Origin of the sequence: Klebsiella sp. KTE92 (genome assembly GCF_000398905.1) — a bacterium.
Taxonomy (GTDB): Bacteria; Pseudomonadota; Gammaproteobacteria; order Enterobacterales; family Enterobacteriaceae; genus Klebsiella; species Klebsiella variicola.
In genome coordinates, this window is sequence record NZ_KB976100.1 from 4,813,577 (window position 1) to 4,834,631 (window position 21,055).

29 protein-coding genes, 1 rRNA gene and 1 other annotated feature (1 of these 31 only partly in view) are annotated in these 21,055 nt (G+C 52.6%); of the genes, 6 read left to right on the forward strand and 24 right to left on the reverse strand.

The annotated features are described in order from the left end of the window. Nucleotides 1-1,168 (reverse strand) — a sequence feature (mutual gap in cmsearch alignment for this rRNA model is longer than 100); it reaches 2,777 nt to the left of the window's first position. A gap of 207 nt (nucleotides 1,169-1,375) precedes the next feature. Beyond that, a 16S ribosomal RNA gene (locus A1WC_RS03015) occupies nucleotides 1,376-2,915 on the reverse strand. Nucleotides 2,916-3,386: 471 nt separating this feature from the next. On the opposite strand from A1WC_RS03015, the gene A1WC_RS03010 reads away from it, so the two are divergent. Continuing rightward, nucleotides 3,387-3,941: a gamma carbonic anhydrase family protein gene (locus A1WC_RS03010; protein ID WP_008807065.1), complete on the forward strand. Its 555-nt coding sequence runs from the start codon at nucleotides 3,387-3,389 to the stop codon at nucleotides 3,939-3,941. On the opposite strand, the gene A1WC_RS03005 is transcribed toward A1WC_RS03010, so the two are convergent. Genes A1WC_RS03005 through dprA form a run of 6 tightly spaced genes read right to left on the reverse strand, consistent with a single transcriptional unit; the run spans nucleotide 3,917 to nucleotide 7,708 of the window. Next, nucleotides 3,917-4,174, reverse strand: a complete 258-nt coding sequence (locus A1WC_RS03005) for a DUF1488 domain-containing protein (RefSeq protein WP_012540439.1) — start codon at nucleotides 4,172-4,174, stop codon at nucleotides 3,917-3,919. The genes A1WC_RS03010 and A1WC_RS03005 overlap by 25 nt on opposite strands. Further along, nucleotides 4,171-4,989, reverse strand: coding sequence for a shikimate dehydrogenase (aroE, locus tag A1WC_RS03000; RefSeq protein ID WP_008807063.1), 819 nt, complete (start codon nucleotides 4,987-4,989; stop codon nucleotides 4,171-4,173). The genes A1WC_RS03005 and aroE overlap by 4 nt, the downstream gene beginning before the upstream one ends. Before the next feature lie 3 nt (nucleotides 4,990-4,992). After that, entirely contained in the window at nucleotides 4,993-5,565 is a 573-nt protein-coding gene (gene tsaC, locus A1WC_RS02995; RefSeq protein ID WP_008807062.1) for an L-threonylcarbamoyladenylate synthase type 1 TsaC, read from the reverse strand. Nucleotides 5,566-5,569: 4 nt separating this feature from the next. Continuing rightward, entirely contained in the window at nucleotides 5,570-6,112 is a 543-nt protein-coding gene (locus tag A1WC_RS02990; protein WP_004145330.1) for a type I DNA topoisomerase, read from the reverse strand. A gap of 26 nt (nucleotides 6,113-6,138) precedes the next feature. Further along, nucleotides 6,139-6,612: a DUF494 family protein Smg gene (gene smg / locus A1WC_RS02985; RefSeq protein ID WP_008807060.1), complete on the reverse strand. Its 474-nt coding sequence runs from the start codon at nucleotides 6,610-6,612 to the stop codon at nucleotides 6,139-6,141. After that, nucleotides 6,584-7,708 carry a DNA-protecting protein DprA gene (gene dprA, locus A1WC_RS02980; RefSeq protein WP_008807059.1) on the reverse strand — a complete coding sequence of 375 codons (1,125 nt, stop codon included), beginning with the start codon at nucleotides 7,706-7,708 and terminating at the stop codon, nucleotides 6,584-6,586. The genes smg and dprA overlap by 29 nt, the downstream gene beginning before the upstream one ends. Before the next feature lie 128 nt (nucleotides 7,709-7,836). On the opposite strand from dprA, the gene def reads away from it, so the two are divergent. From def to mscL, 5 genes are all read left to right on the forward strand, one after another. Then, the gene (gene def / locus A1WC_RS02975; RefSeq protein WP_008807058.1) at nucleotides 7,837-8,346 is read left to right on the forward strand and encodes a peptide deformylase; all 510 of its coding nucleotides are present in this window, start codon (nucleotides 7,837-7,839) and stop codon (nucleotides 8,344-8,346) included. A gap of 14 nt (nucleotides 8,347-8,360) precedes the next feature. After that, nucleotides 8,361-9,308 carry a methionyl-tRNA formyltransferase gene (fmt, locus tag A1WC_RS02970; RefSeq protein ID WP_012967154.1) on the forward strand — a complete coding sequence of 316 codons (948 nt, stop codon included), beginning with the start codon at nucleotides 8,361-8,363 and terminating at the stop codon, nucleotides 9,306-9,308. Between the two features lie 52 nt (nucleotides 9,309-9,360). Beyond that, nucleotides 9,361-10,656 (forward strand): 16S rRNA (cytosine(967)-C(5))-methyltransferase RsmB, encoded by a 1,296-nt coding sequence (rsmB, locus tag A1WC_RS02965; RefSeq protein ID WP_008807056.1) that lies wholly within the window; start codon nucleotides 9,361-9,363, stop codon nucleotides 10,654-10,656. 13 nt (nucleotides 10,657-10,669) lie between these two features. Then, nucleotides 10,670-12,046, forward strand: coding sequence for a Trk system potassium transporter TrkA (trkA, locus tag A1WC_RS02960; protein WP_008807055.1), 1,377 nt, complete (start codon nucleotides 10,670-10,672; stop codon nucleotides 12,044-12,046). 140 nt (nucleotides 12,047-12,186) lie between these two features. Then, complete coding sequence (mscL, locus tag A1WC_RS02955; protein WP_004145325.1) at nucleotides 12,187-12,600, forward strand: large-conductance mechanosensitive channel protein MscL; 414 nt, start codon at nucleotides 12,187-12,189, stop codon at nucleotides 12,598-12,600. On the opposite strand, the gene A1WC_RS26755 is transcribed toward mscL, so the two are convergent. From A1WC_RS26755 to rpsN, 17 genes are all read right to left on the reverse strand, one after another. Then, nucleotides 12,536-12,814, reverse strand: coding sequence for an alternative ribosome-rescue factor A (locus A1WC_RS26755; protein ID WP_008807054.1), 279 nt, complete (start codon nucleotides 12,812-12,814; stop codon nucleotides 12,536-12,538). The two genes, mscL and A1WC_RS26755, sit on opposite strands and share 65 nt — an antisense overlap. 57 nt (nucleotides 12,815-12,871) lie before the next feature. Continuing rightward, a complete protein-coding gene (gene zntR, locus A1WC_RS02950; RefSeq protein ID WP_008807053.1) occupies nucleotides 12,872-13,297 on the reverse strand; it encodes a Zn(2+)-responsive transcriptional regulator in 426 nt (141 codons plus the stop codon). A gap of 2 nt (nucleotides 13,298-13,299) precedes the next feature. After that, nucleotides 13,300-13,668 (reverse strand): DUF1992 domain-containing protein, encoded by a 369-nt coding sequence (locus A1WC_RS02945; protein WP_016161894.1) that lies wholly within the window; start codon nucleotides 13,666-13,668, stop codon nucleotides 13,300-13,302. Nucleotides 13,669-13,776: 108 nt separating this feature from the next. Further along, nucleotides 13,777-14,163, reverse strand: coding sequence for a 50S ribosomal protein L17 (gene rplQ, locus A1WC_RS02940; RefSeq protein WP_002919206.1), 387 nt, complete (start codon nucleotides 14,161-14,163; stop codon nucleotides 13,777-13,779). Nucleotides 14,164-14,203: 40 nt separating this feature from the next. Next, on the reverse strand, nucleotides 14,204-15,193 hold the full coding sequence (locus A1WC_RS02935) for a DNA-directed RNA polymerase subunit alpha (RefSeq protein WP_002919219.1): 990 nt from the start codon (nucleotides 15,191-15,193) through the stop codon (nucleotides 14,204-14,206). Nucleotides 15,194-15,218: 25 nt separating this feature from the next. Beyond that, on the reverse strand, nucleotides 15,219-15,839 hold the full coding sequence (rpsD, locus tag A1WC_RS02930) for a 30S ribosomal protein S4 (protein WP_002919224.1): 621 nt from the start codon (nucleotides 15,837-15,839) through the stop codon (nucleotides 15,219-15,221). A gap of 33 nt (nucleotides 15,840-15,872) precedes the next feature. After that, a complete protein-coding gene (gene rpsK / locus A1WC_RS0125390) occupies nucleotides 15,873-16,262 on the reverse strand; it encodes a 30S ribosomal protein S11 (protein ID WP_004388621.1) in 390 nt (129 codons plus the stop codon). 16 nt (nucleotides 16,263-16,278) lie between these two features. Then, a complete protein-coding gene (gene rpsM, locus A1WC_RS02925) occupies nucleotides 16,279-16,635 on the reverse strand; it encodes a 30S ribosomal protein S13 (protein WP_002919259.1) in 357 nt (118 codons plus the stop codon). A gap of 146 nt (nucleotides 16,636-16,781) precedes the next feature. After that, nucleotides 16,782-16,898, reverse strand: a complete 117-nt coding sequence (gene rpmJ, locus A1WC_RS26760) for a 50S ribosomal protein L36 (protein WP_000868187.1) — start codon at nucleotides 16,896-16,898, stop codon at nucleotides 16,782-16,784. A gap of 33 nt (nucleotides 16,899-16,931) precedes the next feature. Beyond that, nucleotides 16,932-18,263 (reverse strand): preprotein translocase subunit SecY, encoded by a 1,332-nt coding sequence (secY, locus tag A1WC_RS02920; RefSeq protein WP_008807050.1) that lies wholly within the window; start codon nucleotides 18,261-18,263, stop codon nucleotides 16,932-16,934. A 7-nt stretch (nucleotides 18,264-18,270) separates the two neighbouring features. Then, nucleotides 18,271-18,705: a 50S ribosomal protein L15 gene (gene rplO / locus A1WC_RS02915; RefSeq protein WP_002919516.1), complete on the reverse strand. Its 435-nt coding sequence runs from the start codon at nucleotides 18,703-18,705 to the stop codon at nucleotides 18,271-18,273. A gap of 3 nt (nucleotides 18,706-18,708) precedes the next feature. Next, on the reverse strand, nucleotides 18,709-18,888 hold the full coding sequence (gene rpmD, locus A1WC_RS02910; protein WP_001140434.1) for a 50S ribosomal protein L30: 180 nt from the start codon (nucleotides 18,886-18,888) through the stop codon (nucleotides 18,709-18,711). A 3-nt stretch (nucleotides 18,889-18,891) separates the two neighbouring features. Beyond that, nucleotides 18,892-19,395, reverse strand: coding sequence for a 30S ribosomal protein S5 (gene rpsE, locus A1WC_RS02905; RefSeq protein ID WP_000940121.1), 504 nt, complete (start codon nucleotides 19,393-19,395; stop codon nucleotides 18,892-18,894). 14 nt (nucleotides 19,396-19,409) lie between these two features. After that, nucleotides 19,410-19,763, reverse strand: coding sequence for a 50S ribosomal protein L18 (gene rplR / locus A1WC_RS02900; protein WP_006817270.1), 354 nt, complete (start codon nucleotides 19,761-19,763; stop codon nucleotides 19,410-19,412). A gap of 9 nt (nucleotides 19,764-19,772) precedes the next feature. After that, on the reverse strand, nucleotides 19,773-20,306 hold the full coding sequence (gene rplF / locus A1WC_RS02895) for a 50S ribosomal protein L6 (protein ID WP_008807049.1): 534 nt from the start codon (nucleotides 20,304-20,306) through the stop codon (nucleotides 19,773-19,775). Nucleotides 20,307-20,318: 12 nt separating this feature from the next. Further along, nucleotides 20,319-20,711 carry a 30S ribosomal protein S8 gene (rpsH, locus tag A1WC_RS02890; protein ID WP_008807048.1) on the reverse strand — a complete coding sequence of 131 codons (393 nt, stop codon included), beginning with the start codon at nucleotides 20,709-20,711 and terminating at the stop codon, nucleotides 20,319-20,321. A gap of 33 nt (nucleotides 20,712-20,744) precedes the next feature. Then, entirely contained in the window at nucleotides 20,745-21,050 is a 306-nt protein-coding gene (gene rpsN / locus A1WC_RS02885; protein WP_002919667.1) for a 30S ribosomal protein S14, read from the reverse strand. Between the last annotated feature and the right edge of the window lie 5 nt (nucleotides 21,051-21,055).

Sequence of the window (21,055 nt, forward strand, 5' to 3'; positions counted from 1 at the left end):
TCGCTGCCGCAGCTTCGGTGCATGGTTTAGCCCCGTTACATCTTCCGCGCAGGCCGACTCGACCAGTGAGCTATTACGCTTTCTTTAAATGATGGCTGCTTCTAAGCCAACATCCTGGCTGTCTGTGCCTTCCCACATCGTTTCCCACTTAACCATGACTTTGGGACCTTAGCTGGCGGTCTGGGTTGTTTCCCTCTTCACGACGGACGTTAGCACCCGCCGTGTGTCTCCCGTGATAACATTCTTCGGTATTCGTAGTTTGCATCGGGTTGGTAAGTCGGGATGACCCCCTAGCCGAAACAGTGCTCTACCCCCGGAGATGAGTTCACGAGGCGCTACCTAAATAGCTTTCGGGGAGAACCAGCTATCTCCCGGTTTGATTGGCCTTTCCCCCCCAGCCACAAGTCATCCGCTAATTTTTCAACATTAGTCGGTTCGGTCCTCCAGTTAGTGTTACCCAACCTTCAACCTGCCCATGGCTAGATCACCGGGTTTCGGGTCTATACCCTGCAACTTAACGCCCAGTTAAGACTCGGTTTCCCTGCGGCTCCCCTATACGGTTAACCTTGCTACAGAATATAAGTCGCTGACCCATTATACAAAAGGTACGCAGTCACACCATAAAGGTGCTCCCACTGCTTGTACGTACACGGTTTCAGGTTCTTTTTCACTCCCCTCGCCGGGGTTCTTTTCGCCTTTCCCTCACGGTACTGGTTCACTATCGGTCAGTCAGGAGTATTTAGCCTTGGAGGATGGTCCCCCCATATTCAGACAGGATACCACGTGTCCCGCCCTACTCTTCGAGTTCACAACCTGTGCATTTTGGTGTACGGGACTATCACCCTGTACCGTCGGACTTTCCAGACCGTTCCACTAACACACAAGCTGATTCAGACTCTGGGCTGCTCCCCGTTCGCTCGCCGCTACTGGGGGAATCTCGGTTGATTTCTTTTCCTCGGGGTACTTAGATGTTTCAGTTCCCCCGGTTCGCCTCGTTAACCTATGTATTCAGTTAACGATAGTGTGACGAATCACACTGGGTTTCCCCATTCGGACATCGCCGGTTATAACGGTTCATATCACCTTACCGACGCTTTTCGCAGATTAGCACGTCCTTCATCGCCTCTGACTGCCAGGGCATCCACCGTGTACGCTTAGTCGCTTAACCTCACAACCCGAAGATGTTTCGTAAAACACCATCGTGTCGCGAAAATTTGAGAGACTCGAACACACCATTAAAGATGTGTCGTTTCAATTTTCAGCTTGATCCAGATTTTTAAAGAGCAAAATTTCACAATGCACTTCGCAGTACATTTTGAAATTTATCATTTATCAAACAATCTGTGTGGACACTACAAAGGCAGGTTCTTTAAGGTAAGGAGGTGATCCAACCGCAGGTTCCCCTACGGTTACCTTGTTACGACTTCACCCCAGTCATGAATCACAAAGTGGTAAGCGCCCTCCCGAAGGTTAAGCTACCTACTTCTTTTGCAACCCACTCCCATGGTGTGACGGGCGGTGTGTACAAGGCCCGGGAACGTATTCACCGTAGCATTCTGATCTACGATTACTAGCGATTCCGACTTCATGGAGTCGAGTTGCAGACTCCAATCCGGACTACGACATACTTTATGAGGTCCGCTTGCTCTCGCGAGGTCGCTTCTCTTTGTATATGCCATTGTAGCACGTGTGTAGCCCTGGTCGTAAGGGCCATGATGACTTGACGTCATCCCCACCTTCCTCCAGTTTATCACTGGCAGTCTCCTTTGAGTTCCCGGCCTAACCGCTGGCAACAAAGGATAAGGGTTGCGCTCGTTGCGGGACTTAACCCAACATTTCACAACACGAGCTGACGACAGCCATGCAGCACCTGTCTCACAGTTCCCGAAGGCACCAATCCATCTCTGGAAAGTTCTGTGGATGTCAAGACCAGGTAAGGTTCTTCGCGTTGCATCGAATTAAACCACATGCTCCACCGCTTGTGCGGGCCCCCGTCAATTCATTTGAGTTTTAACCTTGCGGCCGTACTCCCCAGGCGGTCGATTTAACGCGTTAGCTCCGGAAGCCACGCCTCAAGGGCACAACCTCCAAATCGACATCGTTTACAGCGTGGACTACCAGGGTATCTAATCCTGTTTGCTCCCCACGCTTTCGCACCTGAGCGTCAGTCTTTGTCCAGGGGGCCGCCTTCGCCACCGGTATTCCTCCAGATCTCTACGCATTTCACCGCTACACCTGGAATTCTACCCCCCTCTACAAGACTCTAGCCTGCCAGTTTCGAATGCAGTTCCCAGGTTGAGCCCGGGGATTTCACATCCGACTTGACAGACCGCCTGCGTGCGCTTTACGCCCAGTAATTCCGATTAACGCTTGCACCCTCCGTATTACCGCGGCTGCTGGCACGGAGTTAGCCGGTGCTTCTTCTGCGGGTAACGTCAATCGATGAGGTTATTAACCTCACCGCCTTCCTCCCCGCTGAAAGTGCTTTACAACCCGAAGGCCTTCTTCACACACGCGGCATGGCTGCATCAGGCTTGCGCCCATTGTGCAATATTCCCCACTGCTGCCTCCCGTAGGAGTCTGGACCGTGTCTCAGTTCCAGTGTGGCTGGTCATCCTCTCAGACCAGCTAGGGATCGTCGCCTAGGTGAGCCGTTACCCCACCTACCAGCTAATCCCATCTGGGCACATCTGATGGCATGAGGCCCGAAGGTCCCCCACTTTGGTCTTGCGACGTTATGCGGTATTAGCTACCGTTTCCAGTAGTTATCCCCCTCCATCAGGCAGTTTCCCAGACATTACTCACCCGTCCGCCGCTCGTCACCCGAGAGCAAGCTCTCTGTGCTACCGCTCGACTTGCATGTGTTAGGCCTGCCGCCAGCGTTCAATCTGAGCCATGATCAAACTCTTCAATTTAAGTTTGATGCTCGTGAATTAAACTTCGTAATGAATTACGTATGTTCACTCAGAGACTTGGTATTCATTTTTTGTCCGAAGACATTAAGAATCCATGTCACTTTGAGTGCCCACACAGATTGTCTGATAAATTGTTAAAGAGCAGTTGCGACGCGCTTTAGCGCTCTGTCGCGAGGTGGCGTATATTACGCTTTCCTCTTTCAGAGTCAACCCTGAATTTCAGGATTTTTCTCTTCAACCGAACTGGCTGTTTGTGTGAAGTGATTCACATCTGCCGTGTCAGTGGGAGCGCATTATAGGGATCCCATTTTTTAGCACAAGCCTTTTTTCGATCTTTTTTTCTGAATGGTGATTTTTCACCCTTTTCGTCGCGTAATTGCACGATTTGCTCAATTTTCACCGTTTTCAGGGGTTGCACAGGGAGATAAAAGCCACCAAAGTCTTCTTACATTCCGGTATTTTGAGGTCTATATGTCTGCTCAGCTGCGCCCCTATAAAGCATTTTTCCCACAAATCGGTCTTCGCGTCATGATTGATGCATCCAGCGTTGTCATCGGTGATGTCAGAATTGCCGATGATGTCAGCGTCTGGCCTCTGGTGGCCATTCGCGGCGACGTCAACTATGTATCGATAGGTCAACGCAGCAATATTCAGGACGGTAGCGTTCTCCATGTGACCCATAAGTCCTCTTATAAGCCGGAGGGAAATCCGCTGATCATTGGTGAGGATGTAACTGTTGGTCATAAAGTGATGCTGCACGGCTGCACTATCGGCAACCGCGTGCTGGTTGGTATGGGTTCGATCTTATTAGATGGTGTCGTCGTTGGCGATGACGTCATGATTGGTGCAGGCAGTTTGGTACCGCAGAACAAACAACTGGAAAGCGGCTACCTTTACTTTGGCAATCCGGTCAAACAGATCCGCCCCCTGACGGAGACGGAACGGGAAGGACTGAAGTATTCAGCAAATAACTATGTGAAATGGAAAAATGAATACCTGGATCAGGATAACCAGATCCAGCCCTGAGCATCTTCCTGACCATCGCGGATCAATGCTTCCACCTCTTCCTCTAGATCCCAACGATGTTCCTGGAAGGCGGCCAGCCACTGCGCTGGCCCCTCTGCGCCAAAACGCTGCTGCAGGCTCTGTCCTGAAATTGCGCAGGTTAATTGCATCCCATTGACCAGCGCAGGAAAAACCACGCCCTGCCGTTCGGCATCCCATGATTCCCGGTCAGGAAACTGAATCGCCTGATTCATGCATTCAGTTCCTGCTGCAGCGTTTCGATGACCGGAGCGATAGCCGGCAGGACGCCGTGCCATAGCAGAACAGCATGGGCGGCTTGCGCCACCAGCATTCCCAGCCCATCAGCACAGTGGACTGCGCCATACTGCTGGCACCAGTGAAGAAACGGTGTTGGCCCTTTCTGGTAAAACATGTCATAGCAATACACGTCAGCGTGGACAACAGATGCCGGGATAGCCGGTACATCACCGTCTATTCCACTGGACGTCGCATTGATGATCAGATCGAATGTTTCCCCGGATAAGGTATCCATCTCCCTTGCGCTGACGCTCCCGGTATGGGCGAAGAGAGTGGCTAACTCATGGGCACGAGAATAGGTTCGATTCACGATCGTGACGGCACATCCCAGCGACAGAAGCGGCAAAAGAACCCCGCGTGATGCGCCACCAGCACCTACCAGCAGGATCCGCTGGCGCGGCTTAATGAACCCCAGGCGTTCCAGATCGCTCAGGAGGCCAATACCGTCGGTGTTGTCCCCCAGTAAACGGCCATCTTCCAGGCGTTTCAGGGTGTTTACTGCTCCCGCCAGCGCAGCGCGTTCTGTCAGCTCGTCCGCGCGCGCAAAAGCTTCCTCTTTAAAAGGAACGGTGACGTTGGCCCCCTTTCCTCCTTCTGCAAAGAACTGATTCAGAGAAGAGACAAAATCATCCAGTGGCGCCAGCACACGTCCATAAGGATGAGTAATCCCTAACTGGCGGGCAAACAGCTGATGAATAGAAGGCGACTTGCTGTGCGCGATCGGATTACCAAAAACGGCATAGGTTTCCATGGTTCACCCCTGGCGGAACAGTTTACCCGTCAGGGCATCACGGATTTCAGATGGATTTTGCCGTCCACCCGTGGCGCCATCCACAACCGGGAAGCTGTCACCAAACTGAGCATGAACCTCTGCGGTGGTACGACACGGTGGTTGCCCGGTGAGATTGGCGCTCGTCGAGACCAGCGGTTTCCCGTAAGCTTCGCACAATTCAATCACCAGCGGATGGTTGGTCACGCGTACGGCCAGCGAATCAAAACGCCCCGTCAGCCAGCGCGGCGTTTCAGGACGCGCCGGGAATACAAACGTCACCGGTCCCGGCCAGCAGGAAAAGATAGCGTCCCGCTGCGAGTCACTTAACCGTGAATCATCAACATAAGGCTTCAACTGCTCAAAGCTGGCGGCGATAAGGATCAATCCCTTGTCAACAGGACGCTGCTTCAGCTCCAGCAGACGCATGACGGCCGTTTCGCTGTCTGGATCGCAGCCAACGCCAAAAACGGCTTCTGTGGGGTAGGCGATGACATGTTCATTTTTCAGTACCGCCACGGCATGGGCGACGGTTTCTGAGGGCAGGTTATTGTTCACTGATTTATTCCGCCGGGATCGGCTTTCCACATTGTTTACTGGCACAGAAGCGTCTGAGCCCCTGCGCCGTCTTCTTTTCAATTAACAGCGGGTAATGGCATTCAGGGCATTCGCCCGCTACCGGTTTAAAATTGATAACGAACTGGCAATCAGGGTAGCGATCGCAGGAATGAAAGGTTTTACCGAAACGAGAGCGACGCTGGACCAGATGCCCTTGTCCGCATTGCGGACAGGCGATAGCGGTCTCATCGGGTTTATCAATCAGCTCGGTATGCTCGCATTCGGGATAGCGACTGCAGCCGATAAACATACCAAAGCGCCCCTGGCGTAACACCATGACAGCGCCGCAAGATGGGCACTCCTGCCCCTCCAGCACCTTAACGATATGACCGTCCGCCTGACTTTTCAGGGGACGGATATAGTCACAGTCCGGATAATGCGAACAGCCGAGAAACGGGCCATGTTTCCCGGAACGGATCACCAGTTCAGCCCCGCACTGCGGGCAGGGCTCATTTTTACGCACCGAAAACAGTGCTGATTTGGTCATAACAACTCGATGTTGCTGCAAAAAGATTAATGCAGCATACCTTCATTTACTTCGAAGAGTAATTCTTCCATTTGCTGATAGGCGTTTTCACAGCCCGGAATGTTGAACAGTACCATCAGGATGACCCATTTCAGGTCTTCCAGTTCAAATTCTGCTGTATCCAGCGCCAGGACGCGCTCTATCACCATTTCTCGCGTTTCGAGGTTCAACACCTGAATCTGCTCGAGGAAGAGTAAAAATCCCCGGCAACTGGCATCCAGACGCTGGCACTCCTCTTCGGTATACACCCGAAGCGACAGCGGGTCGGAAGCGAGCTGCATGGGTTCAACGAGACCTTCCTGATAATCAGCCAGTTTCTCGAGCCACATTAACGCGTTATAGATATCTTCCCGCTCAAAGCCTGCATCGGTAAGATCCCGCGTCAGTTTGTCCTGATCCACGCGCATTTCTGCTTCGTTATGGATGTAAGTTTCAAACAAATACATGAGTACGTCGAACATGGCTTGCCCTCCTTAATCGGACATAGCCGCCGGGTACAGCTGCGATCCAGCCTGCTAACTCCAGTTCAAGTAGCTGAGCTACGGTTACTGGCACAGATTGGCCGGCACGTTCAGCGACAACGTCAACAGGTGTTACCTCATCTCCTACGTTAGCCAGGAGCTCCGGAAATGGCAATGCTACAGACGGCTGATCGGCGCAATTATTTATCGAATCAGACGTATCAGTAAGCCAGGCCAGCTCGTTTTGCCAGTACTCCACGATATCCTCTGGCGAGGTCACCGGTACCGCGCCTTGCTTGATTAACCAGTGCGGACCTTCAGATCCCGGATTACCAATCGGGCCAGGCAGGGCGAACACATCTCTTCCCTGCTCCAGGGCGCAACGGACGGTGACCAGCGATCCGCTTCGCAACGCCGCCTCAATCACCAGCACGCCCAAACTTAAGCCGCTGATAATACGGTTACGTCGGGGAAAATGAGCGGGAAGCGGCGGCGTAATGAGTGGAAATTCAGAGACCAGCGTACCGCCATTGTCGATGATCTGTTGGGCGAGGTTTGCATGGCGCCGCGGATAAACCTGTTCCAGCCCGTTGCCCAGCACCGCGATGGTTTTCCCCTCCGCGGCCAGCGCGCCGCGGTGCGCAACGCCATCAATGCCTAACGCCAGCCCACTGGTGATGGTGATCCCTCTACGCGCCAGCGTTTCGCTGAACAGTTTTCCCCAGCGGGCGCCATACCAGGAGTGCAAACGGCTGCCAATAACGGCAAGCTGCGCGCTGTGAAGCAAGGCGGGGTCGCCACTGACCAGCAACGCGCCGGGGTAATCAGCGATAGCCCTTAGCCGCAACGGATAGCGCGGATCGTCAGCCCGTAACAGATGATGATCCGGGTGTTCCAGCCAGCGCTGCGTCTCGTCAAGCTCCCGCTCGTCAAACCGTAAAAATGGCTTCACCTGCGCCGTGGTCATCCCAACGGCATGTAGCGCTTCACTATCCACGAAAGCGGCTGCGCATAACCGCTGCGCAATATCCAGCATCCTGTCGCCATACAAATTATTGACCTTCATCAGCCGCAGCCAAATCTCGTCGGGCGTCATCCTTACCCCCTGCCATAAGCGGCATTGACAATCTTTGCGATTGGACAGTGAGACTGTCAATTGCAGGGGGTTTTGTCTAGAATAGAGCTAATAATCTTATCAACTCCTGAATACGACTCTGGAACTTTATGGCAGTTTTGCAAGTGTTACATATTCCGGACGAGCGCCTTCGCAAAGTCGCCGAGCCGGTCAAAGAAGTGAATGCGGAAATTCAGCGTATCGTCGATGATATGTTCGACACCATGTACGCCGAGGAAGGCATCGGTCTGGCCGCAACCCAGGTCGATATCCATCAGCGCATCATCGTGATCGATGTGTCGGAAAATCGTGAAGAGCGGCTGGTGTTAATCAACCCGGAGCTACTGGAAAAAGACGGCGAAACCGGTATTGAAGAAGGCTGCTTGTCCATTCCGGAACAGCGTGCTCTGGTACCCCGTGCGGAAAAAGTGAAGATCCGTGCGCTGGATCGCGACGGTAAGCCGTTTGAGCTGGAGGCCGATGGCCTGCTGGCGATCTGTATCCAGCATGAAATGGATCACCTGGTTGGCAAACTGTTTATTGACTATCTGTCACCGCTCAAACAACAGCGCATTCGTCAGAAGGTTGAGAAACTGGATCGTTTACGTTCCCGTGCCTGATAACAAGGAATACCGTGTCACATTCACTACGTATCATTTTCGCCGGCACCCCCGATTTTGCAGCGCGTCATCTTGACGCGTTGTTGTCGTCTGAACATCAGATCGTTGGCGTGTTTACTCAGCCAGACCGTCCCGCGGGACGCGGCAAAAAATTGATGCCGAGCCCGGTAAAAGTGCTGGCTGAAGCCCATGACGTCCCCGTATTCCAGCCATCGTCTCTTCGTCCGCAGGAGAACCAACAGCTCGTCGCCGATTTAGGCGCCGATATCATGGTGGTGGTGGCGTATGGTCTGATCCTGCCAAAAGCGGTGCTTGAGATGCCGCGTCTGGGCTGCATCAACGTTCATGGCTCCCTGCTGCCGCGCTGGCGTGGCGCCGCGCCGATCCAGCGTTCGCTGTGGGCGGGCGATAGCGAAACCGGCGTGACCATCATGCAGATGGACGTCGGCCTTGATACGGGTGACATGCTGTATAAGCTTTCCTGCCCCATTACCGCTGAGGATACCAGCGGCAGCCTGTACGATAAGCTGGCCGGCCTCGGCCCACAGGGACTGCTGACAACCTTAGCGCAACTGGCAAACGGAACGGCACAGCCTGAAGTCCAGGACGAGTCACTCGTCAGTTATGCCGAGAAGCTGAGTAAAGAAGAGGCCCGCATCGACTGGTCGCTTTCCGCTGCACAGCTGGAACGTTGCATCCGGGCGTTTAATCCCTGGCCGATGAGCTGGCTGGAGATTGACGGGCAGCCAGTCAAAGTCTGGCGGGCATCGGTTATTGCCGAAGTCACGCACGCCGAGCCGGGAACAATAGTGGCAGCAACCAAACAGGGTATTCAGGTCGCCACGGGTGATGGGATCCTCAGTCTGGAATCGCTACAGCCAGCGGGTAAAAAAGCGATGAGCTCGCAGGACTTACTCAATTCCCGCCGGGAGTGGTTCATCCCTGGTACCCGTCTCGCCTGACGGTTGTCTCTTTAAAAGCCCGGGTTAGCCGGGCATTTTTATTTTTGCGCTTATGAAAAACAAAATAAACTTACGCAGTCTGGCCGCCCAGGCTATCGAGCAAGTGGTAGAACAAGGTCAGTCTTTGAGCAACGTTCTGCCCCCTCTGCAGCAGAAAGTCAGCGATAAAGACAAAGCGCTGTTGCAGGAGCTGTGCTTTGGCGTATTGCGTACGCTCAGTCAGCTTGAGTGGCTTATCAACAAGCTGATGGCGCGTCCGATGACCGGCAAACAGCGCACCGTGCATTTTCTGATCATGGTTGGGCTTTATCAGTTGCTCTATACCCGTATTCCTCCGCATGCCGCACTGGCGGAAACGGTAGAAGGCGCGGTGGCCATTAAACGCCCGCAGCTTAAAGGGCTGATCAACGGCGTGCTACGCCAGTTCCAGCGCCAGCAGGAAGCGTTATTAGTCGAATTTGCTGAGCATGAAAACCGCTATCTTCATCCCAAATGGCTGCTGAAACGCCTGCAGCAGGCCTGGCCGCAGCAGTGGCAGGAGATCGTCGATGCGAACAACCAGCGCCCGCCGATGTGGCTGCGCGTTAACCGCAACCATCATTCCCGGGATGAATGGCTTGCTCTGCTTAAAGAGGCCGGCTTAGAGGGCTTCACCCATCCTGACTATCCCGACGCCGTGCGTCTGGCCACCCCTGCCCCAGTCCATGCGTTGCCAGGTTTTGCCGAAGGCTGGGTCACCGTCCAGGATGCCTCGGCCCAGGGCTGTATGCGCTACCTGCTGCCGGAAAATGGCGAACGCATTCTCGATCTTTGCGCCGCACCGGGCGGCAAGACGACGCATATTCTGGAGGTTGCCCCGCAGGCTCAGGTCATGGCGGTGGATATTGATGAACAGCGTCTGTCACGCGTCTATGACAACCTGAAACGGCTGGGCATGAAAGCCGAAGTCAAACAGGGCGATGGTCGCTTCCCTGAGCAGTGGTGTGGCAACGAACAGTTCGATCGTATTCTGCTGGATGCCCCCTGCTCCGCCACCGGCGTCATTCGCCGCCATCCGGATATCAAATGGCTGCGCCGGGATCGGGATATCGCCGAGTTAGCCCAGCTGCAGGCCGAGATCCTGAATGCCACCTGGGAGCACCTGAAACCAGGCGGTACGCTGGTTTACGCTACCTGTTCTATTCTGCCGGAAGAGAATAGTCAGCAAATTTCCGCCTTCCTCGCACGAACCCCGGATGCTGAACTTCATGCAACCGGTACGCCGGCGAGCCCCGGGCAGCAAAATCTGCCGGGCCCGGAAGAAGGTGATGGCTTCTTTTACGCTAAGCTAATCAAACGTCGGAATTAATGGGTCACTGCAGATGAAGATTATTATTCTGGGCGCCGGCCAGGTCGGCGGCACGCTGGCGGAAAACCTTGTCGGCGAGAACAATGATATTACGCTGGTTGATACCAATGGCGACCGTCTGCGCAGCCTGCAGGATAAGTTCGACCTGCGTGTCGTCCAGGGACATGGCTCTCACCCTCGCGTACTGCGCGAGGCGGGGGCCGATGATGCCGATATGCTGGTAGCGGTCACCAGTTCGGATGAAACCAATATGGTGGCCTGTCAGGTCGCCTACTCATTATTCAATACCCCAAACCGTATTGCGCGTATTCGTGCGCCAGATTACGTTCGTGATGCGGATAAGCTCTTCAATTCTGAAGCGGTGCCTATCGATCACTTAATCGCTCCGGAACAGCTGGTCATCGACAATATTCACCGGCTGATCGAATATCCCGGCGCGCTGCAGGTCGTGAACTTCGCCGAAGGGAAAGTCAGCCTCGCCGTAGTAAAAGCCTATTACGGTGGTCCGCTGGTAGGGAATGCGTTGTCCACCATGCGGGAGCATATGCCGCATATCGATACGCGTGTGGCCGCTATTTTCCGCCACGATCGTCCTATTCGCCCACAGGGTTCGACGATTGTGGAAGCCGGCGATGAAGTATTCTTTATTGCCGCCTCGCAGCATATTCGCGCGGTCATGAGCGAACTGCAGCGACTGGAAAAGCCGTATAAGCGTATTATGCTGGTCGGCGGGGGCAATATTGGCGCGGGTCTGGCCCATAAGCTGGAAAAAGATTACAGCGTCAAGCTTATCGAACGTAATCAGCAGCGAGCCGCTGAGCTTGCGGAAAAGCTGCAGCATACAATCGTCTTCTACGGTGATGCATCGGACCAGGAGCTGCTGGCTGAAGAGCATATTGACCAGGTGGACCTGTTTATTGCCGTCACTAACGACGATGAAGCAAACATTATGTCGGCGATGCTGGCGAAGCGAATGGGCGCGAAAAAAGTGATGGTGCTGATCCAGCGCAGAGCCTACGTGGATCTGGTCCAGGGCAGTGTCATTGATATCGCGATATCACCTCAACAGGCCACAATTTCCGCACTCCTCAGCCATGTTCGTAAAGCCGATATTGTCGGCGTCTCCTCCCTTCGCCGCGGTGTTGCCGAAGCGATTGAGGCCGTGGCGCACGGTGATGAGAGCACCTCCCGGGTGGTCGGGCGTTCGATCGATGAGATCAAGCTGCCGCCAGGTACGATCATCGGCGCCGTTGTGCGGGGCAACGACGTAATGATCGCGAATAATAATCTGCGGATCGAGCAGGGCGATCATGTGATCATGTTTTTGACCGATAAGAAGTTTATTTCCGATGTAGAAAGGCTGTTCCAGCCAAGTCCTTTCTTCCTGTAATTCCCAGGGCGCCGAACAGGCGCCTTTTTATTATCCCTTATTATTCAAAGGTTAATATTTTGCGGTAACTATCTACTGGGAATGGCAAATGAAAATACATTTGTTAAACTTACAACGTCAGCTGGCACAAGGAGAATAAAATGAGTTTTTTAAAAGAGTTTCGCGAATTCGCGATGCGCGGGAACGTTGTCGATTTGGCAGTGGGTGTGATCATCGGTGCAGCATTCGGTAAAATTGTTTCATCGCTGGTCGCAGATATTATTATGCCACCACTCGGCCTGTTGATTGGCGGGATCGATTTTAAACAGTTTGCCGTCACGCTACGTGATGCCCAGGGCGATGTCCCGGCTGTCGTGATGCATTATGGGGTATTCATTCAGAACGTTTTCGATTTCATCATCGTCGCGTTTGCCATCTTCATGGCGATTAAACTGATGAATAAGTTAAATCGTAAGAAAGAAGAGGCTCCGGCGGCGCCGCCAGCTCCTTCTAAAGAAGAAGTCCTGCTGAGCGAAATTCGCGATCTGCTGAAAGAGCAAAACAACCGTTCTTAATCAGCACCGAAAGCAGAAGGCCAGTGGTAAAAAAGCGATTCGCTTGCTTGCCACTGGCCTCCCGGTCAATCCTTCCTGCATGTTTATCTTTACGTTGATAGCTTCCTTTCCCTTTCTTGTTTTTCTCTACACGCTGCCTGAATAACGGATCGTGGAGAAGTGCCTCAATGGCGTTATCTTTAATTTGCCCTTTAGTATGCTGATAGCGACTCATATAAACTCCAGTGCATGTGTGAATTCCGCGCGAGTGTAGATCCGCGCGATGAAAAAATCAACGTCCCGTACCGCCATTGCTGGCGCCTTGTTCAAGGGCCTCAAGAATCGAACAATAAACACTACTGTGCGCAGTCCCACAGCAGGCATCATTAAGCCGCTGCAAAGAGCGACGCATCGTCTGTAACTCTTTGATCCGCGCCTCGACTTCGCTTAATCGCGCCTGAACGATCCCTTTCGATTCCTGGCAGGTATGGTGCTCCGGATCGATACGGATCGACAATAATTCGCGGATCGCTTCCAGAGTGAAGCCCAGCTGACGGGCATAGCGAATAAAGCGTAGCCGCTGAAGATCGTTATCCGAGTAAAGACGAAATCCCCCCTCGGTGCGCACGTCATGATCCATCATTTGCTGTTTCTCATAATAACGGATGGTATCTGGCGTGACGTCAGCCAGCTTAGCCAGCTCACCAATACGATACATATTTACTCCTGATTCATTCTTTGTAGCAAAGCCTCGGCATACTCACCGCGTAAAAAGTCGGTACTCAGGCCAGCCTGACGAAGCTTCAGTTCGAGCAAGGCAAGCCGTTTGCTCAGTTCAGCATGACGCGGCTCGTCCTGGCGGACGCCCTTCAGTAAATCAGCCAGTGCCACCGCTTCTCTGCGCTGCTCCAGCTCCGGGGGAAGGCATCCAGCATTCTTCAGAAGGCGATAACCTGCCCGCAGCTCCGCCGGCACATGCGAATCGTCATCGAGAGTCAGCGGCTCGCCGCTGCCGGGTAAGTTATCGAACTCACCTTTAGTTTGGGCATCGAGGATATGGCGTTCCGCCCACTGATCCAGTAACCACATTCTACGGCTCCGGGGGATGAACAAAAAGAGTACAGATAGTGTAGTGAAGTGGGGATGCGGTAGATATAAAAAAACCCGCCGGGGCGGGTTTTTTTACGTTACTACAGATTACTCTGCAGCAGCTTCTGCTTTCGGCTCAGCACGATCAACCAGCTCGATGTATGCCATCGGCGCGTTGTCGCCTGCACGGAAGCCACACTTCAGAATGCGAGTGTAACCACCGGCGCGGCTCGCGAAACGCGGGCCCAGCTCGTTAAACAGTTTTGCCACGATCTCGTTATCACGAGTGCGGGCGAATGCCAGACGACGATTAGCAACGCTATCAGTCTTGGCAAGAGTAATCAGCGGCTCAACTACGCGACGCAGTTCTTTCGCTTTCGGCAGGGTCGTCTTGATGATTTCATGACGAACCAGCGAACCTGCCATGTTACGGAACATAGCCTGGCGATGGCTGCTGTTGCGGTTCAGTTGACGACCACTCTTACGATGGCGCATGACCTTATCCTTCTCAGTAAAACCTTAACCTGTGATCCGGTTACTCGTCAGCAATGCTTGCTGGTGGCCAGTTTTCCAGGCGCATGCCCAGAGACAGTCCACGGGAAGCCAGCACGTCTTTAATCTCAGTAAGAGATTTTTTACCCAGGTTCGGCGTTTTCAGCAACTCAACCTCGGTACGCTGTACCAGATCACCGATATAGTGGATAGCTTCTGCCTTGAGGCAGTTAGCAGAGCGGACAGTCAATTCCAGATCGTCAACAGGGCGCAGCAGGATCGGATCGAACTCTGGTTTCTCTTCTTTCACTTCTGGCTGACGTACATCACGTAAGTCAACAAAAGCTTCCAGTTGTTCAGCCAGAATGGTTGCCGCACGACGAATCGCCTCTTCAGGATCGATTGTGCCGTTGGTTTCCATTTCGATGACCAGCTTGTCCAGGTCGGTACGCTGTTCTACACGCGCAGCTTCAACATTGTAGGCAATACGCTCTACAGGGCTGTAGCAGGCGTCGACCAGCAGACGGCCGATTGGGCGCTCATCTTCTTCCGAATGAATTCGGGCAGAAGCCGGCACATAACCGCGACCGCGCTGAACTTTGATACGCATGCTAATAGCAGCGTTCTCATCAGTCAGGTGGCAAATCACGTGCTGCGGCTTGACGATTTCGACATCACCGTCGTGGGTAATGTCGGCTGCAGTCACAGGGCCAATGCCAGATTTATTCAAAGTAAGGATGACTTCATCTTTACCCTGAACTCTCACCGCCAGCCCTTTCAGGTTGAGCAGGATTTCAAGGATGTCTTCCTGAACGCCTTCTTTGGTGCTGTACTCGTGCAGTACACCATCAATCTCAACCTCGGTCACCGCGCAACCCGGCATCGATGAGAGCAGAATACGGCGCAGTGCGTTACCCAGAGTATGGCCGAAGCCACGCTCTAAAGGCTCAAGGGTCACCTTGGCGTGCGTCGAACTCACTTGCTCGATATCGACCAGGCGCGGTTTTAGAAACTCTGTCACAGAACCCTGCATTGTGTCCTCTCTTTGGTACTAAGCTTTACTTGGAGTAAAGCTCGACGATCAGGTGTTCGTTAATGTCCGCAGACAGATCAGAACGCTCCGGCTGACGCTTGAACGTACCTTCCATCTTGCCAGCATCAACTTCCAGCCAGGTTGGCTTTTCACGCTGCTCAGCCAGCTCCAGAGCGGCTTTCACGCGAGATTGCTTTTTCGCTTTCTCACGAATGCTGACAACGTCATTCGCTTTAACCTGATAAGAAGCGATGTTAACAACACGACCGTTTACCATAATCGCTTTGTGGCTAACCAGCTGGCGTGCTTCAGCACGAGTGGCGCCGAAGCCCATACGGTATACAACGTTGTCCAGACGACCTTCCAGCAGAGCCAACAGGTTTTCACCGGTGTTGCCTTTCAGACGTGCTGCTTCTTTATAGTAGTTACGGAACTGACGCTCCAGCACACCGTACATACGGCGAACTTTTTGCTTTTCACGCAACTGCACACCATAGTCAGACAGACGCGGTTTACGCGCACCGTGCTGGCCAGGAGCTTGTTCAATTTTACACTTGGTATCGATCGCGCGAACGCCAGACTTAAGGAATAAGTCGGTGCCCTCACGACGGCTCAGCTTGAGCTTAGGACCCAAATATCTTGCCATTTTCTTTCTCCAACTAACCTGGAAAACGTAGCGTTATACGCGACGTTTTTTCGGCGGACGACAACCGTTATGAGGGATCGGAGTCACATCAGTAATATTAGTGATGCGGAAACCAGCGGCGTTCAGTGCACGAATGGTAGATTCGCGACCCGGACCCGGACCTTTGACCATAACTTCCAGATTCTTGATGCCGTATTCTTTTACGGCTTCTGCGCAACGCTCTGCTGCAACCTGAGCTGCAAACGGAGTGGATTTGCGAGAACCACGGAAACCGGAACCACCGGCTGTTGCCCAACCCAGTGCGTTACCCTGACGATCAGTGATAGTAACGATGGTGTTGTTAAAAGAAGCATGGATATGAGCCACGCCATCAGAGACTTGTTTTCTTACACGCTTACGTGCACGAACTGGTGCCTTTGCCATTATTCAATCACCCCGATTATTTCTTGATCGGTTTACGCGGACCCTTACGGGTACGTGCGTTGGTCTTGGTACGCTGACCGCGAACCGGAAGACCACGACGATGGCGTAAACCACGGTAGCAACCAAGGTCCATCAGACGCTTGATGCTCAGGGTGATTTCACGGCGCAGATCACCTTCAACGACAAATTTACCTACTGCTTCACGCAGAATATCAATTTGTTCTTCAGACAGCTCACTGATCTTAACATTTTCAGCGATGCCCGTTTCAGCGCAGATAGCTTTAGAACGGGTTTTGCCGATACCGAAAATAGCGGTTAAAGCGATTACGGTATGTTTGTGATCAGGAATGTTAATGCCTGCTATACGGGCCACTATGCACTCCTACTATTTAATATGTACGTACCATGCTGAAAAGCCCGTTTTCAGGATACTCAAATGGAAACGTACAGACATACAAAAGATTGGCTGGCTAATCTAGCCAGCTCAATCCAACTTTGCAAGAAAAATATGCGAATAAATCAGCCTTGGCGCTGTTTATGCTTCGGCTCGGCACTGCAAATCACACGGATGACGCCATCACGCTTAACGATTTTGCAGTTACGGCATAATTTCTTGACGGAAGCACGAACTTTCATTTTTACTCTCCGTAACTTCTCGGGCGACCAGTTTTAACGGCCGTAGCCTTTCAGGTTCGCCTTCTTCAATGCAGACTCATACTGACTGGACATCATCAGAGTTTGCACTTGAGCCATAAAGTCCATAATCACGACAACAACGATAAGCAGCGATGTCCCACCGAAGTAGAACGGCACTTTCATCGCGTCACGCATGAACTCCGGGATCAGGCAGATAAAAGTAATATACAACGCACCAACCAGAGTCAGGCGAGTCATCACTTTATCGATATACTTCGCCGTTTGCTCTCCCGGACGAATTCCTGGTACAAATGCACCGGACTTCTTCAGGTTATCTGCTGTTTCACGCGGGTTGAAAACCAACGCCGTGTAGAAGAAACAGAAGAAGATGATTGCAGACGCATAGAGTAACACATAAAGCGGTTGCCCAGGCTGCAAATACAGCGAAATTGTTGTCAGCCAGTTCCAACCAGTACCACCCCCGAACCATGACGTGATGGTTGCCGGGAACAGTATAATACTGGAAGCGAAGATTGCCGGGATTACCCCCGCCATATTCACTTTCAGCGGTAAATGTGTGCTCTGTGCAGCATAGACACGACGACCCTGCTGCCGTTTCGCGTAGTTTACCACAATGCGGCGTTGACCACGTTCAACGAATACAACAAAGAAGGTCACTGCAAATACTAATACTGCAACCAACAGCAACAGGAGGAAGTGCAGGTCGCCTTGACGCGCTTGCTCGATAGTATGGGCGATGGCCGGCGGGAGTCCCGCAACGATCCCGGCGAAGATCAGGATCGAGATACCGTTACCGATACCGCGTTCAGTGATCTGTTCGCCGAGCCACATCAGGAACATAGTCCCTGTGACCAGACTTACAACAGCGGTGAAATAGAACGCAAAGCCTGGATTAATCACCAGGCCCTGCATACCAGGCATATTCGGCAGACCGGTAGCAATACCGATCGACTGGAATATCGCCAGCACCAGAGTACCGTAGCGGGTGTACTGGCTGATCTTACGACGACCAGACTCCCCTTCTTTCTTCAGCTCTGCCAGCGGTTGGTAAACCACCGTCAGCAGCTGCACGATGATAGATGCCGAGATATACGGCATAATCCCCAGTGCAAAGATAGAAGCACGGCTGAGAGCACCACCAGAGAACATGTTGAACATTTCAATGATGGTGCCTCGCTGTTGCTCAAGCAGTTTGGCAAGTACAGCGGCATCAATACCAGGGATCGGAATAAAAGAGCCAATACGGAACACTATCAGCGCACCGACCACAAACAGAAGTCTGCGTTTCAGTTCGCCAAGGCCACCTTTGGCACTTTGAAAATCTAATCCCGGTTGTTTAGCCATCTGCTACTTATTCCTCAATTTTACCGCCAGCAGCTTCGATAGCAGCACGAGCACCTTTAGTCACACGCAGGCCACGAACAGTTACCGGACGAGTTACCTCACCAGACAGGATCACTTTCGCGAACTCGATCTGGACACCGATAATGTTTGCCGCTTTCAGCGCGTTCAGGTCTACTACATCGCCTTCTACGTGAGCCAGATCGGAGAGACGGATCTCTGCGGTGATCATCGCTTTACGAGAAGTGAAGCCGAATTTCGGCAGACGACGGTACAGAGGCATCTGACCACCCTCGAAACCGCGACGTACGCCACCGCCAGAACGAGACTTCTGACCTTTGTGACCACGACCACCGGTTTTACCGAGGCCAGAACCGATACCACGACCCAGGCGTTTACCCGCCTTTTTGGAGCCTTCGGCCGGAGACAGAGTATTTAAACGCATCTCTTACTCCTCAACTTTAACCATGAAGGAAACCGCGTTGACCATACCACGAACAGCAGGAGTATCCTCGCGCTCTACGGTGTGACCAATACGACGCAGACCCAGGCCAAGCAGTGTTGCCTTGTGTTTCGGCAGACGACCGATTGCACTGCGGGTTTGAGTAATTTTAATAGTCTTTGCCATGGTTTATTTCCCCAGAATTTCTTCAACGGATTTACCACGCTTGGCAGCGACCATTTCTGGAGAATTCATATTTTCCAGGCCATCAATAGTTGCACGAACCACGTTGATCGGGTTGGTGGAACCGTATGCTTTAGCCAGAACGTTATGAACCCCAGCAACTTCCAGAACGGCGCGCATTGCACCACCGGCGATGATACCGGTACCTTCGGAAGCTGGCTGCATGAATACACGAGAACCCGTGTGAACACCTTTAACCGGGTGTTGCAGGGTGCCGTTGTTCAGCGCGACGTTAATCATGTTGCGACGGGCTTTTTCCATCGCTTTCTGGATCGCTGCTGGAACTTCACGCGCTTTACCGTAACCAAAACCAACGCGACCGTTACCATCACCAACTACAGTCAGAGCTGTGAAGGAGAAAATACGACCACCTTTAACGGTTTTAGATACGCGGTTTACCGCGATCAGCTTTTCCTGCAGTTCGCCAGCTTGTTTTTCGATGTGAGCCATCTTACACCTCTACCTTAGAACTGAAGGCCAGCTTCACGGGCAGCATCTGCCAGTGCCTGGACACGACCATGATATTGGAACCCGGAACGGTCAAAGGAAACATCTTTGATGCCTTTTTCCAGAGCGCGTTCAGCAACAGCTTTACCCACAGCTGCAGCCGCGTCTTTGTTACCGGTGTACTTCAGTTGTTCAGAGATAGCTTTTTCTACAGTAGAAGCAGCTACCAGAACTTCAGAACCATTCGGAGCAATTACCTGTGCGTAAATATGACGCGGGGTACGATGTACCACCAGGCGAGTTGCACCCAGCTCCTGGAGCTTGCGGCGTGCGCGGGTCGCACGACGGATACGAGCAGATTTCTTATCCATAGTGTTACCTTACTTCTTCTTAGCCTCTTTGGTACGCACGACTTCGTCGGCGTAACGAACACCCTTGCCTTTATAAGGCTCAGGACGACGGTAGGCGCGCAGATCTGCTGCAACCTGGCCGATCACCTGCTTATCAGCGCCTTTCAGCACGATTTCAGTTTGAGTCGGACATTCTGCAGTGATACCGGCCGGCAGCTTATGTTCAACAGGATGAGAGAAACCTAAAGCCAGGTTTACTACATCCCCTTTAACCGCTGCACGATAGCCTACACCAACCAGCTGAAGCTTTTTAGTGAAGCCTTCGGTAACACCGATAACCATTGAGTTCAGCAGGGCACGCGCGGTACCAGCCTGAGCCCATCCGTCTACGTAACCATCACGCGGACCGAAGGTCAGAGCATTATCTGCATGTTTAACTTCAACAGCATCGTTGAGAGTACGAGTCAGCTCGCCATTTTTACCTTTGATCGTAATAACCTGACCGTTGACTTTAACATCAACGCCGGCAGGAACAACGACCGGTGCTTTAGCAACACGAGACATTTTTTCCTCCGATTAGGCTACGTAGCAGATAATTTCGCCACCAAGACCAGCCTGGCGCGCTGCACGATCAGTCATAACACCTTTAGAGGTAGAAACAACTGCGATACCCAGACCCGCCATAACTTTCGGCAGCTCATCTTTACGTTTGTAGATGCGCAGACCTGGGCGGCTGACACGCTGAATGCTTTCTACAACAGCTTTACCCTGGAAATACTTAAGAGTCAGTTCCAGTTCCGGCTTGATGTCGCCTTCAACTTTAAAATCTTCAATAAAGCCTTCTTCCTTCAGCACGTTGGCAATTGCCACTTTCAGCTTGGAGGAAGGCATGGTGACCGCAGCTTTATTCGCGGCCTGACCGTTACGGATACGGGTCAGCATATCCGCGATCGGATCTTGCATGCTCATCTGTCTTTACTCCCGTGATTCAATTGGTGACAATTACCAGCTAGCCTTTTTCAGACCCGGGATTTCACCGCGCATAGCGGCTTCACGGACCTTAATACGGCTCAACCCGAACTTCCGCAGGAAACCATGCGGACGACCTGTTTGACGGCAGCGATTACGCTGACGAGACGGGCTGGAATCACGCGGCAGAGTCTGCAGCTTGAGAACAGCGTTCCAACGATCTTCGTCGGTTGCGTTCACATCAGAGATGATAGCTTTCAGTTCAGCGCGTTTAGCGAAGAATTTATCAGCTAAAGCCACGCGCTTTACTTCGCGTGCTTTCATTGATTGCTTAGCCATTAAGT